Raw genomic sequence first — 14,536 nt, 5'->3', positions numbered from 1 at the left:
ATTCGGTCTAGCTCTTCTCGTAATTATGGTGCAACGTTATCAAAATAACCTTCTAGCGCCTCAAGCTGCAGATCACCTGCTTCGAGTGCGTTGAAGGTACGGCGAAACTCACTCGCTTGCTCATGCTCTTTTAGGTACCAACCCACATGCTTACGAGCGATGCGAGGGCCTAAAAACTCTCCATAAAATTCATGTAGAGCGTGAACATGGCCAAGCATGATGTCTTTCACTTCCGAAACCGGGAGTGGATCCATCGTGGTGCCGTTTTCCAAATAGTGTAGGATTTCGTTAAAAATCCATGGACGACCTTGGGCAGGACGACCAATCATCAAAGCGTCAGCACCGGTGTACTCCAGCACAAACTTAGCTTTTTCCGGGCTATCGATATCACCGTTAGCAATAACCGGAATAGATACAGCTTGTTTCGCCGCTTTAATGTGTTTGTATTCTGCCTCACCTTTGTACATACAAGCGCGAGTTCTCCCGTGAAGGGCAAGTGCCTGTATGCCGCAGTCTTCGGCTATTTTAGCGATTTGGACACAGTTTCTGTTATCTGTATCCCAGCCTGTACGAGTCTTTAACGTTACTGGAACGTCGACTGCGTTTACCACAGCTTTCAAGATCTCTTCAATGAGGTCTGGATACTGAAGTAGGGCAGAGCCCGCAAGCTTCTTATTCACTTTTTTGGCTGGACAACCCATATTGATATCGATGATTTGCGCACCGTTATCGACATTGAATTGCGCAGCCTCGGCCATAAGCTGTGGATCTGCACCAGCGATTTGTACTGAACGAATGCCCGATTCGCCTTCATGTACCATACGCTGCTGAGACTTCGACGTTTTCCAAACCTTTGGATTGGAGGACATCATTTCACTGACTGCCATCCCCGCACCGTAGCGAAGACACAACTCACGGAATGGTCTATCCGTTACGCCAGCCATTGGAGCGACGATTAGATTGTTCTTAAGTTGATAATTTCCGATTTTCAAAACGTCATCACAGTTCTGTACCAGCAAGGGCGCGCATTTTACGCATTTTTTCGCTGCGTGAAAAGACTAATATTTGAGCATTTACAATTTGTTTTTGTAATTTGCATAAAATTCAATCAATTAGCGCCCAAAGTCTTGTCTAGCCTTGCTTGCGACCAGAGATTCGACACCACTCTTGCTGCTCGATAATCGGATCAATGTGAAGCTCATCACGATAATAAGTCGCAACATCTTCCGCTTGTGTATCTAAAACACCCGACATCGCCAGCACACCATTTGGCTTAACTAAGCCTTTAATGATGCCTGAAAGATCGCGCAATGGACCGGCAAGAATGTTGGCAACAACAACGTCTGCTAGCAAACCTTCAGGCTGATCTTGTGGTAAGAACACCTCAAGTTGCTCAGCAACGCCATTGCGCTCTGCGTTATCTTTTGATGCAAGTAGTGCTTGAGGATCAATATCGATCCCGATAACTTTTTCTGCGCCTAGTTTGATCGCTGCGATCGCTAGGATGCCTGAGCCACAACCGAAGTCGATGACGGTTTTGCCTGTAAGATCTAATCCCTCAAGCCACTCAAGACACAATGCTGTTGTTGGGTGAGTACCGGTACCGAATGCAAGGCCAGGGTCTAGCATTACGTTTACCGCGTCAGGTTCAGGGATATCGCGCCAGCTAGGGCAGATCCATAAACGCTCACCAAACTTCATTGGGTGGAAGTTGTCCATCCATTCACGTTCCCAATCCTTGTCTTCAATTTGCTCAACTTTATGAGCAAAGTCTGCAGGGAACATGTTGCTTGCTTTAATCTGCGCTAGAACGACACCTGTATCAATCTCAGCGTCGTAAAGCGCAAGAATGTCAGTGTCACCCCAAAGGCGAGTTTCACCCGGCAGAGGCTCAAATACAGGGGTATCTTGTGCATCCAGGAAAGTTACAGAAAGAGCACCAGTCTCTTCCATTAACATATCGCCGATTTGTTCGGCATTTTCATTGGTAGCATTAAGCTTGATTTGAATCCAAGGCATGGCTGAATCTTCTATATGAGAAAAATTGGATGGCGAGTCTAGCAGAAAATATGAGCAAATTCACCAAAACCCCAAGGAATATGATGGGGAATATTGATTGCGTTTTTTGGACGCTTAAAAACAAAAAATGCCCACCAAAGTGAGCATTTTATTTTGTTCATTTAAGAACAAATTACACGAGGCTAATTTCTATTGAAGACCAAGCTTCTTCTCAAGGTAGTGGATGTTTGCACCACCGTGTTGGAAGTTCTCGTCGTTCATGATTGCTTCTTGTAGAGAGATGTTTACTTTGATGCCTTCTACAATCATCTCACCTAGTGCGTTCTTCATACGAGAAATCGCAACATCACGGTTCTCACCGTAAGTGATTAGCTTACCGATCATTGAATCGTAGTGTGGTGGAACTGTGTAACCCGTGTAGATGTGAGAATCCCAACGAACGCCCATACCACCAGGAGCGTGGAAGCGCTCAATCTTACCTGGTGAAGGTAGGAACTTCTCTGGATCTTCCGCGTTGATACGACATTCGATCGCGTGACCTTTGATCTTGATATCGTCTTGCGTGAAAGATAGAGGTTGACCAGCAGCAACACGTAGTTGCTCTTTGATTAGGTCAACGCCAGTTACCATCTCTGTTACTGGGTGCTCTACTTGAATACGAGTGTTCATTTCGATGAAGTAGAATTCGCCATTTTCGTATAGGAATTCAAATGTACCTGCACCGCGGTAGCCGATTTCTAGACATGCGCGAGTACAACGTTCACCGATGTATTTACGCATCTCTTCAGTGATACCTGGAGCTGGCGCTTCTTCAACCACTTTCTGGTGGCGACGCTGCATTGAACAGTCACGCTCACCAAGGTGGATAGCACCGCCTTGACCGTCAGCAATTACTTGTACTTCAACGTGACGTGGGTTTTCTAGGAATTTCTCCATGTAAACCATGTCGTTGTTGAAACATGCTTTCGCTTCAGCACGTGTCATTGCGATTGCTTCTGTTAGTTCACCTTCAGTGCGAACAACACGCATACCACGACCACCGCCGCCGCCAGACGCCTTGATGATAACTGGGTAGCCAATGCGCTTAGCATGTGCTTTGTTTGCTGCTTCGTCGTCATTTAGCGGGCCGTCAGAACCAGGTACACAAGGTACACCTGCTTTCTTCATTGCCGTGATTGCTGAAACTTTGTCACCCATGATGCGGATAGTTTCTGCTTTAGGACCAACGAAAATGAAACCGCTTTGTTCAACTTGTTCAGCGAAGTCTGCGTTTTCAGATAGGAAGCCGTAGCCAGGGTGGATAGCAACAGCGCCTGTAACTTCAGCTGCACTGATGATACGAGGGATGTTTAGGTAGCTATCGATACCACGAGCAGGGCCGATACAAATGGTTTCATCTGCTAGCAGTACGTGCTTAAGGTCACGGTCAGCTGTTGAGTGAACAGCAACCGTTTTAATGCCTAGCTCTTTACATGCTCGCAGAATACGTAGTGCAATCTCACCACGGTTCGCGATTACTAATTTATCTAACATAATGAGGCTTCTCTATTATTCGATAATTACTAGAGCTTGATCGAACTCAACTGGTTGGCCGTCTTCAACAAGGATTGCAGTTACAACACCAGACTTATCAGCTTCAATTTGGTTCATCATCTTCATTGCTTCAACGATACATAGTGTGTCGCCAGCGTTAACTTGTTGACCAACTTTTACGAATGGTTTTGCGTCTGGGCTTGGTGCGCCGTAGAACGTACCAACCATTGGAGAAAGAACTTGGTGACCTGCAGGTGCTGCTGGAGCTTCTGCTGCTTCTGGAGCTGCCGCTTGAGCTGGTGCTGCTGCAGGAGCTGGTGCCGCTGCTGGAGCCGGAGCTGCTGCGTATTGAATTGGTGCTGCTACAGGTGCAGTGCCGTTGCGGCTGATGCGTACTGACTCTTCACCTTCAGAGATTTCTAGTTCTGCGATACCAGACTCTTCAACCAATTCGATTAGCTTTTTGATTTTGCGAATATCCATCGTTTCTTTCTCTTTTGTTAATTAACCATGCTCTATGACTAGAGCTGGTGTCTATTAGTTCGGTTATGTTCGTTATTTTGACTGCAACTTGTGAATCGCAGCAGTCAAAGCAAATTGGTAGCCTTGTGCGCCTAAGCCACAGATTACCCCTTCGGCTTTATCTGAGAGGTAAGAGTGGTGCCTAAAAGGTTCACGTGCGTGAACATTCGATAGGTGCACTTCAATAAATGGGATCGCTACGCCAAGTAGTGCATCACGCAACGCCACACTGGTATGTGTAAAGGCCGCTGGGTTGATGATAATGAAATCAATATCTTGATATGCACTATGGATAGCTTCGATCAGTTCATACTCACGATTTGACTGTAAGTGAGATAGCGCAACATCTTGTGTTTTCGCTTGCTCTGTTAGTGAGCTAATAATCTGGTCAAGTGTTTGAGAGCCGTAGTGTGCCGGTTCTCTTAGGCCTAACAGGTTAAGGTTTGGGCCATTTAAAACTAGAATGCGAAACTTTGTAGACATCGTGGGGCTATCTTCCTTTATCGTGATTACGACCGTGAATGTTGCCATTTTATTGAAAATTTGGGGTTAATTTCCAGTGAGAAAAACCCAAATTTAAAAATTAGAACCAGATTATAGCTAATTCAGCGCAAATCGCAGCAATTTACTGGTCTAATCTCCTATTGATAGCAAGTGAAATTGTTACCAACTTAACAAAAAAGCGTTATTACCTTAATTGTGGTGTGGATATTTGAGAGTAAGATCAGCCATAAAAAAACCGCCACATAGGTGACGGTTTGGAAATGATCTGTTTTAAACCGTGATTCTGGTGTGATAGCTATTATGCCAATTCAGCTTTCTCTGCAATCAGCTTATCAACCACACTTGGGTCTGCTAGCGTTGAAGTATCACCAAGGTTGCCAGTATCGCCCGTTGCGATCTTACGCAGGATACGACGCATGATCTTACCTGAACGTGTTTTCGGTAATGAATCGGTCCAGTGCAGCACGTCTGGTGTCGCAATAGGGCCTATCTCTTTACGCACCCAGTCTTTCACTTCTTTATGAAGCTCTGCGGTTGGGAACTCGCCATCATTAAGCGTGATGTAAGCGTAAATCGCTTGGCCTTTGATGTCGTGAGGAATACCGACAATCGCAGCCTCTGCAATCTTATCGAATGCAACGAGCGCTGACTCAATCTCTGCAGTACCCATACGGTGACCAGATACGTTCAGCACGTCATCAACACGACCAGTAATCCAGTAGTAGCCGTCTTCATCACGACGAGCGCCATCACTGGTGAAGTACATACCTTTGAAAGTAGAGAAATATGTCTGCTCAAAACGGTCATGGTCGCCATGAACAGTACGCATTTGACCTGGCCACGAGTCTAGAATGACCAGGTTGCCGTCGGTTGCGCCTTCAATGATGTTACCCATGTTATCTACTAGCGCAGGTTGTACACCGAAGAATGGACGAGTCGCTGAACCCGGTTTTAGATCGGTAGCGCCTGGTAGTGGGGCAATTAGGATACCGCCCGTTTCGGTTTGCCACCATGTATCAACAATAGGAGACTGCTCGTTACCAATCGTTTTGTAGTACCACTCCCACGCTTCTGGGTTAATAGGTTCACCTACCGAGCCCATGATTCTCAAGCTGTCACGAGAGGTACCTTCAACTGCTTCATTGCCTTTCGCCATCAATGCACGAATAGCCGTTGGTGCAGTGTAAAGAATGTTTACTTGGTGCTTATCCACCACTTCACTCATTCGACTTGTGTTCGGGTAGTTTGGTACACCTTCAAACAGGATTGTCTTAGCGCCGTTAGCCAGTGGTCCGTAAACCAGGTATGTGTGGCCAGTAATCCAGCCTACATCAGCAGTACACCAGAAGGTTTCGCCTTCTTGGTAATCAAATACGTATTTAAAGGTCATCGCTGCGTAAACAAGGTAACCACCGGTAGTGTGCATTACACCTTTTGGTTTGCCTGTTGAGCCTGATGTATAAAGGATGAATAGTGGGTCTTCCGCATTCATCTCTTCTGGTGGGCAGTCTGCTGATACGTTCGCTGTCGCCTCATGCCACCAAATATCACGGTGCTCATGCCATGCAACCTCACCGCCAGTACGCTTAAGCACCATCACTTTTTCGATGGTTTTCACTTCTGGGTTGGTCAGTGCTTCGTCGACGTTTTTCTTAAGAGGGACAGCTCGGCCGCCACGCACGCCTTCATCCGCTGTGATCACGACTTTAGCATTCGAATCGATAATACGACCTGACAGTGCTTCTGGTGAGAAACCACCAAATACCACGGTATGAACCGCACCAATACGAGTACACGCCAGCATAGCAACTGCAGCTTCAGGAACCATAGGCATGTATAAACAAACCACATCGCCTTTACGTACGCCTTGCTCTTTTAGAGCGTTAGAGAACAGACATACTTCTTTGTGCAGTTCATTAAAAGTTAGGGTTTTATCATCAGCAGGGTCATCGCCTTCCCAGATGATTGCGACTTCATCACCGCGCTCAGCAAGGTGGCGGTCAATACAGTTCGCCGACACATTCAATGTGCCATCTTCAAACCAGCGAATATCGATGTGGCCTGGGTCGAAAGAGGTATTTTTTACTTGTGTGAAAGGTTTAATCCAATCCACGATTTTTCCGTGTTCACCCCAAAAGCCTTCTGGGTCAGAAACAGATTGTTGGTACATGGCTAGGTAAGTGTCATTATCCGCGTGTGTGGTTGATTTAATATTTTCTTTTACCGGATAAACGTGGGCTTCACTCATTGCATCTCTCCTTGTGCCTACATTCCTAATGAACTGGCAACTTCCTTTGTGTTCAGTTTCTAGGTCTATTACAGAACCGTCTTTGTGTTATCACTCTCGGCTAGGACGGCGATTTCCACAATTAGACTTTAGGATGAGACGCCGCTTTTCACTTACAAAATAGCGAGTTAAGTTCATTTTTGAGATGTTGCTCTCTATGTCGAGCTGCAAGGATTGAATTAGGTGTACGAAGAGTTGAAGCGGGGCAGATCACCATGTTTCAGGCGGACAAAGATCAGCGCAGCAGAGATAGCATCTTGTAATGCATCATGTTTATTGACTGGAATTGGTAAGTCGAGCTGGCGGCAAATCGCATCCATGCTGAGGTCGAAATAGGCATTGGGCAGCTGTCTTTCGAGTTTGTCTTGATAGAGTTGGCTCACTTCGATTAATCGGTTAGGCAGCGGAAATCCGAGTTGTTTTAAACAGGCGCGGTCGAGAATTTTTTTGTCATAGCGGATGTGATAGCCGACTAAAGGACGATTACCAATGAAGCTTAGCAGTTCAATTAGGGCTTGTTTCTCTTCGATTCCGTGTTTGAGGTCTTGATGGCGGATGCGGTGGATTTTTATTGAATTGCAGTCGAGCGATTGAGGGGCTCGTAATCTAACTTCGAAGGGCTTACTGGTGATGATGCGGTTACCGATGATCTTGGTCGCGGCAATAGTGACTAATTCCGCCTGATTAGGGTCTAGGCTGGTGGTTTCACAATCGAGTGAGACATATTCTTGATGAAGAGGCGCAGTAAACAGAGGCTGATGCGGAGAGCCTTTGAGCTTGTGATGCCAGTAATAGCGAACCAGTCTATTCATCGTGCAATCGCCTAGTCCCTTATCTGATAGTGGTAGCCGAGCCATTGCTTGAATTTCTTAACCACGTGCAGGCTATGACGAAGCAGATCTCGATCTGCTCGCTCCATTAGTTTGACGTCGATTTTATTGCTGCTGTGCTGTTGCGACAGGCGTTGTGATAAACGCCACTTAAAAAACTGCTTGAGCGCTTCACTGAGGTTATCCGCGGTGCTTTGCTCTAGTACCTTCTTATTTACGAGATGCTCGATGCGTTCAAAGGTGTTATTGACCGTCACGCCGTGCTCAAGGCTCAGTGCTCTAACACCATGCACTATAGGGAAAATACCACCTTGTTTGATGTCGAGTCCGGACTTGGACTGTTTCACATTACCAAACAGGGTCAGGGGAACTGAGAAGTTTAGGGCAGGGCGGCAGAACTCGGTCAGAATCAATTCCTGTCCGAGCATCAAATCACTCAAGTGCTGCTTAACGGGGAGTAACAGGTCTCTATTGCCTGCAACAGCATGTGCATCCGCCATGATGGCAATATCCATCACCGTATCTGGCGTCGCTTTTCTTACCCAACTGGTGAGAGTTTGTTTCCATTCTTGTTCTGAGTGAACCCACTTCGGGTTGTTGACCATGACGTTGCCAGGACACAGTGGATAACCTAACTGTTGCAACGTATGAGTGAGATCATTCATGGCGTTTTGGCATTGGTGCCACTCTAATCCGTCTTGAATGATCAACGCATTGTCTTGATCGGTTTTGAGTATCTGTTCTCCGCGACCTTCTGAGCCTAACACGATGAGGCAGCAATGGTTGTGTAGCGCTGGCGGGATAACCAACTCAAACGCCTTCTCTATAATCTGTTCATTTACGGCTGAAATTAGCTCCATGATGAAACGTGTGCGAATACCATTATTGAGCAGGCTTTCGACCAATTGACGTTGCTTGTTGGAGGCCAGGGCCAATTCTTCAATGCTGGTGGCTCGAGCGATACGCAAAGTAAGAACATGCGAGTGAGTGGAGAACGCACTGAGTATTTGCGTCATATCCACCATGCCGACCGCATTTAACCCATCACAAACCATCAGCCTTTTTACACGATTCCTTGTCATGGTGATCATGGCGTTAAATAAGAAGTCACCATGATTAACATGCAAAACAGGGTAGGTTGCTATCTCGCCGACAGGTGTATCGAGCGGGCGATCATCAAGCATCACCGCGTGTAATAAATTGGTCCGTGTGACGATTCCGTACGGAAAGGAACATGATGATCTAAAAGCTTTTGGATCATCATGTTCCAAATGAACCAAGGCCGAGTCTAAGCCTTGTTCTTTAAGGGTTTGAGTGACTTGATTGATAGGTTGGTCAGGTTCAAGTATCAGGGGTGGGTGGTAAATCGAGTCGTCGACTTTGGTCAGTATGAACTCAGCAAGATTCTGCTGTTGCTGAGCGGCTTCAATCAATGCTTTTCGGGTCGAGAGGTTACTATCGAAGTAAGCGGCAAACTGGCCGTTGGCGTGGTATAGCTCAAGAAAAACGTCGTTTGGCAATAGGTAACTTAAGGTATCTTCTAATGCGATATATTGATGTTTGGTATGAGGCTCAAACTGGCTGCGCACATCGAAAATATCGTCATTGGCATAGTGCGCATAGATCTCTCCGTCACTGCTAGCGCGCTCTTCGACGGCCCCTTTAATCAGAATATGCAGGTGGCGGCTCGGGCGGTCGGCCTCCAATATCACTTCGTGTGCTCGGTAGTAAACCACATCTAAAGCTGAGCGTAGCGTTAACTGTTCCGCTTCAGACAAGCTATCGAAGGGCGGGTGCTGCATATTAAATTTGTCAGGCATAAGCAATCGCAAGGGAGTGAGAGTCTCTTTTTAGTGTGACAAATTACCAGCGAAGCTCCAGACGACTTTAGTCTAAATGAGAGAGTTGCGACTTTTGCACGTTGGATTTTTGAGTTAAATACGACAGAGATATTTATTGAATATGGGAATGCTATCCCCGCAATAATTCCCTTTTTCATCTTTTGTGACCTAGGCATAATTGGCGCTTCCTTGTTCCACACATTTTTATAGGTCGCCTATGTTTAATCCTTCCCCTTATGGCTGGATATCCCAGTATTTTCTTGGTTTCTTTTTTGCCTATGGCGTTTATTTGCCATTTTGGGCGCTGTGGTTTGAAGAGCAAGGTGTGTCTGCAGGGGACATTGGCGTATTGATTGGTGTGGGTTTGGCTACGCGTTGTGTTGCCAACTTTGTAATAACACCACGTATCTATAAAGTTGAGCATTTAATGCCAGCATTGCGTTGCCTCAGTTTTGTAGCGCTATTATTCGTTGGTTTCCATTTCTTTACTGGTGGTAGCTTTTTATTGATGCTGCTAGCAACGGTGATGTTCAACCTCTGCTATGGACCGATTATTCCGCTTTCTGATGCAATGGCGAACCATTACAGCCGTCTCAAAATGCTCGATTACGGACGTACACGTTTGTGGGGATCAGTGGCATTTATTGCGGGCTCTACCGTGGTTGGTTATCTGGTGGCTGAATTTGGCACGGATATGATTTTGTATACTGCGCTGGCAGGGGTGTTAGTGTCTTTATTGTTCGCGATGAGAAACCCGAACGTAATGCCAGTGACAGAATCAGAGCAAGTGGCTGAAAGACCTAAACTTGGTCAACTATTACGTGAATCATCGGTAGTGAAGTTTCTTGCATTGATGGCACTGCTTCAAGGAAGCCACGCTGCGTATTACAGCTTTAGTGCGATTTACTGGAAAGAGGCGGGGCACTCTGAGGCGATCATCGGTTATCTGTGGAGCTTGGCTGTGGTTGCTGAGGTGGCAGTATTTGCTCTGAGCAAGCGACTGTTTGCTGGATTATCGTTACGCACTTTGTTTGTGATTGCTGGTATCGGAGTAATGGCTCGTTGGGGTATTACGGCATCAACGACTGCGATTCCAGTATTAATAGTGGCCCAGCTGCTGCATGGGGTGACATTTGCGATGGCACATATCGCTGCGATTCAATACATTCAGTCTCAAGAGTCGAACAAAATGGTGGCACTGCAGGCACTTTACAATGCGATACCACTTGGCGCCTTTATCGCATTAATGACGACCCTAAGTGGCTGGGGCTACGAATTGTGGGGTGCGAATATCTTCTGGGGAATGGCTGCGATGGGTGCAATTGCCCTGTTTATCAAGCTTGATGAAAGAAGCTCTGTGGTTGAAGTTAATCAACCCGAGTCAGAAGTTCATAGCTGATCACCAATCGTGATTATTAGAGTCTAAAGCACAGAATTTAAGCGATGCGATTGAGTTAATGACTCATCCTTAGTTAAATGAAACCTCTCCCTTATGGAGAGGTTTTTTTATGGATGAAGAAAGGGTTTTCAATGCAAGGATGGGTAGTAATTCCAGTCTCTTTAGCCTACTTGGGCGTGTTATTTCTGATCGCTTGGTATGGAGACAGGCAGGTTCGCTGGCTATCGCGTTGGCGACCGTGGATCTATAGCCTTTCTATTGCGGTGTATTGTACCTCGTGGACCTTCTATGGAACGGTGGGTCAGGCGAGCAATAACCCTTGGTCTTTCTTACCCATCTATCTTGCACCGATTTTGGTCTTCACCCTTGGGTGGCGGATCTTAGCGCGACTGATTCTGATCGCGAAGCGGGAACATATCACCTCAATTGCCGACTTTATCGCGGCTCGCTACGGAAAATCCCAAGGCTTGGCGGTGGCTGTCACCGTGATTGCTGTCGTCGGTATTCTTCCTTATATCGCGCTGCAACTACGTGGTATCACCATGGGGTTGGATATCGTTGCCCCGAGTCTGGCTCAAGATTTTGGCTATCAGGATTACCATGTTTCTTGGTTTGTGGTCGGTGCGCTGGCCATTTTTACCATGCTGTTTGGTACAAGGCACATTGATAACACGGAGCATCACCGCGGCATGATGATGGCGGTGGCGTTTGAGTCCATAGTTAAGTTGGCGGCATTTTTGATTGTTGGTCTATTTATCATGTATCTGGCGATGAGCAGCGACAAGATTGACCTGCTAGACGTGGCAGCGAGCACTTATGAGTCGCCGAATATTCCGACCTTAATTATCCATACTGTTTTGACCATGTTGGCGATTGTCTGTTTACCACGCCAGTTTCATACCATGGTTGTTGAGAATGAACGCCCTCAAGATCTGCATACCGCTCGCTGGTTATTTCCGCTTTATCTGATTTTGATGGGGCTGTTTGTTCTGCCAATTGCATGGGCGGGGCAAGGGCTGCTTCCGAGCATGCCTGCAGATACGTATGTGATCAGTCTGCCGATGGCTGAAGGCGCCAATCATATTGCCTTGCTTGCGTTCCTTGGTGGTACATCTGCTGCTAGTGGTATGGTAATTGTGTCGACCATCGCGTTGGCGATCATGGTGTCGAACGATTTAGTGATGCCGCTATTGCTGCGCCGTATGCGACTCACCCAAAGGACTCATCGCCACTTCTCTGGGTTACTATTGGTGATTCGTCGTGGGCTTATTTTATTGCTTCTACTTGGTGCTTGGTTGTTCTATCAGGCGCTCGATACCATTCATTCCTTGTCTGCGATTGGCTTCCTTTCGTTTGCGGCGATTGCTCAATTTGCTCCGGCACTGATTGGTGGTTTGTACTGGCGTCCGGGTAATCGCAAGGGTGTTTATGTCGGTTTAATGGTTGGCTCGGTGATTTGGCTCATTACCTTGATGAGTCAAACCAGTATGTTGGCTGGCGACAGTCAAAGTAACTTGCTGCTGTGGATCATCACACCACCAGAGTTACTCAGTAGTTGGGATATTAGCAGTTCAAACTGGGGGATAGTGCTGAGTATTGTGCTCAATACTTTGTGTTATGCCGTGGTTTCTATTTCGACCAGACCAAGCCTAAGTGAGCGCTTACAATCGGCGGCATTTGTTGGTACGCCGCTGCCTGAAAATGAGAACATTAGCCTTTATCAAAGCCGTGTAACCGTGGCTGAACTAGAGATGTTGGCATCTCGGTTTGTCGGTCGAAAGCGAGCGAAAAGCGCTATCCAAAGTTACTGGCAGCAACACGGTCAACCGCTGCTTCCTAATCAACAAGCGCCAGCAAGCTTGATTCGACATGCTGAGCGTGTACTGGCGGGTGTGTTTGGAGCCTCCTCTGCTAAGTTAGTACTCACTTCCGCTCTGCAGGGCCGAAATATGCAGCTTGAAGAAGTGGCGACCATCGTTGATGAAGCCTCTGAGTTGTACGATTTCAGTCGTGGCTTGCTACAAGGTGCGATTGAGCATATTGGTCAAGGTATTGCAGTGGTTGATAAACAGATGAGGCTGGTGGCATGGAATCAGCGTTACTTAGAACTGTTTGAATTCCCTGCTGGCTTGATACAAGTGGGCAGGCCGATCTCCGATGTGATTCGCCACAATGCTCAGCAAGGTTTGTGTGGTCCGGGTGACCCTGAAGATCATGTGCGTCGCCGTGTTTATCATTTGGAGCAAGGTACACGACACACCTCTTCTCGCATTCGCCCTGATGGTCGCGTGATTGAGGTGCAAGGCAATCCAATGCCAAGCGGCGGCTTTGTGATGAGCTTTACCGATATCACGGTATTCAGACAAGCAGAACAGGCACTAAAAGACGCCAATGAAAGCTTGGAATCAAGAGTGCACGAACGAACTCAAGAACTCGAAAAACTCAATCATCGCTTGGTCAAGGCGACACAAATTTCTGATCAAGAATCGCAATCTAAGAGTCGTTTCTTGGCGGCAGTAAGCCACGATTTGATGCAGCCACTTAATGCGGCGCGCTTGTTTGCTTCGTCACTTTCGGAGGTAGCAAAAGAGCAAGAGGTGAAGCAGCTTTCATCCCATATTGAAAGTGCACTGGGTGCGGCAGAGGACTTGATTGGTGATTTGTTGGATATCTCACGATTAGAGTCCGGCAAGCTGGAAACTAACATTCACGCCATTGCGGTGCATGATGTGCTCGCTAACTTGAATGCTGAATTTAGCGCCTTAGCGACGCAGCAAAAAATTGATTTCAAGATGATCCCATCATCCCTGTTTATTCATTCTGACCCTAAGCTGTTAAGGCGTGTGATTCAGAACTTTTTGACTAACGCTTTCCGCTATAACCCAGAGGGGAAAGTGGTGCTGGGAGCAAGACGAGTCAACGGGCAGGTGCGAATCGATGTGTGGGATAACGGAACCGGTATTGATGAGGACAAGCAACAAGAGATCTTCGAAGAGTTTACTCGTGGTAGCCAAGTGCGTTCCGATCAAGGCTTAGGGCTTGGCCTTGCGATTTCTAAAGGTATTGCTCATGTGCTTGGTCATCAAATATCGATGCGCTCATGGCCGGAGCAAGGCAGTGTTTTCTCTATAACCTTAGCAAGAGCGGAACAAGTGGCTCCGGTTGTGCAAGCTACTGCGTCAGTGGCGAGCAGTGACATCGAGCACCTTAAAATCTTGTGTGTTGATAATGAACGAGAGATTTTGGTTGGTATGGAGAACCTGATTGGTCGCTGGGGTTGTGAGGTTAAAACGGCAGTTGATTTGGTCGAGAGTTTGAAGTGCCTCGATGGTGACTGGAAACCCGATGTGATCTTTTCTGATTACCGCCTCGATAATGGGCGAACAGGGCTTGAGGTGTTGCAACAGTGTCGCTTGCGCCTTGGAGATTCCTTTGAAGGGGTCATCATTAGTGCCGATAGAACCGATGACATGTTGGCGGCGATAAAGGCCAACAGCTTTAGCTTTATTGCCAAGCCAGTGAAACCACTAAAACTCAGAGCAGTGTTGAATCGTGTGAGTTAATTTAAGTCATTATTAGATCCTAATAAGGCCTCTGATGA

The 14,536-nt window shown here is 46.8% G+C and carries 10 protein-coding genes; 2 read left to right on the top strand and 8 right to left on the bottom strand.

Features of this window, described 5'->3' with window-relative positions:
• Nucleotides 1-23: 23 nt before the first annotated feature.
• From dusB to F0228_RS12810, 8 genes are all read right to left on the bottom strand, one after another.
• The gene (gene dusB / locus F0228_RS12845) at nt 24-992 is read right to left on the bottom strand and encodes a tRNA dihydrouridine synthase DusB (RefSeq protein ID WP_008219544.1); all 969 of its coding nucleotides are present in this window, start codon (nt 990-992) and stop codon (nt 24-26) included.
• A 139-nt stretch (nt 993-1,131) separates the two neighbouring features.
• Complete coding sequence (prmA, locus tag F0228_RS12840; RefSeq protein ID WP_008219546.1) at nt 1,132-2,019, bottom strand: 50S ribosomal protein L11 methyltransferase; 888 nt, start codon at nt 2,017-2,019, stop codon at nt 1,132-1,134.
• 189 nt (nt 2,020-2,208) lie between these two features.
• The gene (gene accC, locus F0228_RS12835) at nt 2,209-3,552 is read right to left on the bottom strand and encodes an acetyl-CoA carboxylase biotin carboxylase subunit (RefSeq protein WP_008219548.1); all 1,344 of its coding nucleotides are present in this window, start codon (nt 3,550-3,552) and stop codon (nt 2,209-2,211) included.
• Nucleotides 3,553-3,567: 15 nt separating this feature from the next.
• Entirely contained in the window at nt 3,568-4,035 is a 468-nt protein-coding gene (gene accB / locus F0228_RS12830) for an acetyl-CoA carboxylase biotin carboxyl carrier protein (RefSeq protein ID WP_061033584.1), read from the bottom strand.
• A 72-nt stretch (nt 4,036-4,107) separates the two neighbouring features.
• On the bottom strand, nt 4,108-4,557 hold the full coding sequence (gene aroQ / locus F0228_RS12825; RefSeq protein ID WP_008219552.1) for a type II 3-dehydroquinate dehydratase: 450 nt from the start codon (nt 4,555-4,557) through the stop codon (nt 4,108-4,110).
• A gap of 319 nt (nt 4,558-4,876) precedes the next feature.
• Entirely contained in the window at nt 4,877-6,826 is a 1,950-nt protein-coding gene (gene acs, locus F0228_RS12820) for an acetate--CoA ligase (RefSeq protein ID WP_061033585.1), read from the bottom strand.
• Between the two features lie 218 nt (nt 6,827-7,044).
• Nucleotides 7,045-7,677, bottom strand: coding sequence for a 3'-5' exonuclease (locus F0228_RS12815; RefSeq protein ID WP_137406931.1), 633 nt, complete (start codon nt 7,675-7,677; stop codon nt 7,045-7,047).
• Between the two features lie 11 nt (nt 7,678-7,688).
• A complete protein-coding gene (locus F0228_RS12810) occupies nt 7,689-9,521 on the bottom strand; it encodes a DUF294 nucleotidyltransferase-like domain-containing protein (protein WP_171762293.1) in 1,833 nt (610 codons plus the stop codon).
• A 232-nt stretch (nt 9,522-9,753) separates the two neighbouring features.
• Between F0228_RS12810 and F0228_RS12805 the strand changes: the two genes are divergently transcribed.
• Together F0228_RS12805 and F0228_RS12800 are read left to right on the top strand one after the other, a co-directional pair.
• A complete protein-coding gene (locus F0228_RS12805) occupies nt 9,754-10,935 on the top strand; it encodes a 3-phenylpropionate MFS transporter (protein WP_171731000.1) in 1,182 nt (393 codons plus the stop codon).
• A 131-nt stretch (nt 10,936-11,066) separates the two neighbouring features.
• Nucleotides 11,067-14,498: a PAS domain-containing hybrid sensor histidine kinase/response regulator gene (locus F0228_RS12800; protein ID WP_171762290.1), complete on the top strand. Its 3,432-nt coding sequence runs from the start codon at nt 11,067-11,069 to the stop codon at nt 14,496-14,498.
• Nucleotides 14,499-14,536: the final 38 nt, after the last annotated feature.

It is taken from the genome of Vibrio sp. 99K-1, from assembly GCF_013114585.1.
GTDB classification, from domain to species: Bacteria; Pseudomonadota; Gammaproteobacteria; order Enterobacterales; family Vibrionaceae; genus Vibrio; species Vibrio chagasii_B.
Note: the sequence above shows the minus strand (reverse complement) of the source record. Positions and strands in the feature narration are given on the sequence as shown.

What these genes read in the sequence shown, in the direction of transcription:
- prmA (WP_008219546.1), bottom strand. Translation starts at nt 2,019, where the DNA reads ATGCCTTGGATTCAAATCAAGCTTAATGCTACCAATGAAAATGCCGAA.
- accC (WP_008219548.1), bottom strand. Translation starts at nt 3,552, where the DNA reads ATGTTAGATAAATTAGTAATCGCGAACCGTGGTGAGATTGCACTACGT.
- accB (WP_061033584.1), bottom strand. Translation starts at nt 4,035, where the DNA reads ATGGATATTCGCAAAATCAAAAAGCTAATCGAATTGGTTGAAGAGTCT.
- aroQ (WP_008219552.1), bottom strand. Translation starts at nt 4,557, where the DNA reads ATGTCTACAAAGTTTCGCATTCTAGTTTTAAATGGCCCAAACCTTAAC.
- acs (WP_061033585.1), bottom strand. Translation starts at nt 6,826, where the DNA reads ATGAGTGAAGCCCACGTTTATCCGGTAAAAGAAAATATTAAATCAACC.
- F0228_RS12815 (WP_137406931.1), bottom strand. Translation starts at nt 7,677, where the DNA reads ATGAATAGACTGGTTCGCTATTACTGGCATCACAAGCTCAAAGGCTCT.
- F0228_RS12805 (WP_171731000.1), top strand. Translation starts at nt 9,754, where the DNA reads ATGTTTAATCCTTCCCCTTATGGCTGGATATCCCAGTATTTTCTTGGT.
- F0228_RS12800 (WP_171762290.1), top strand. Translation starts at nt 11,067, where the DNA reads ATGCAAGGATGGGTAGTAATTCCAGTCTCTTTAGCCTACTTGGGCGTG.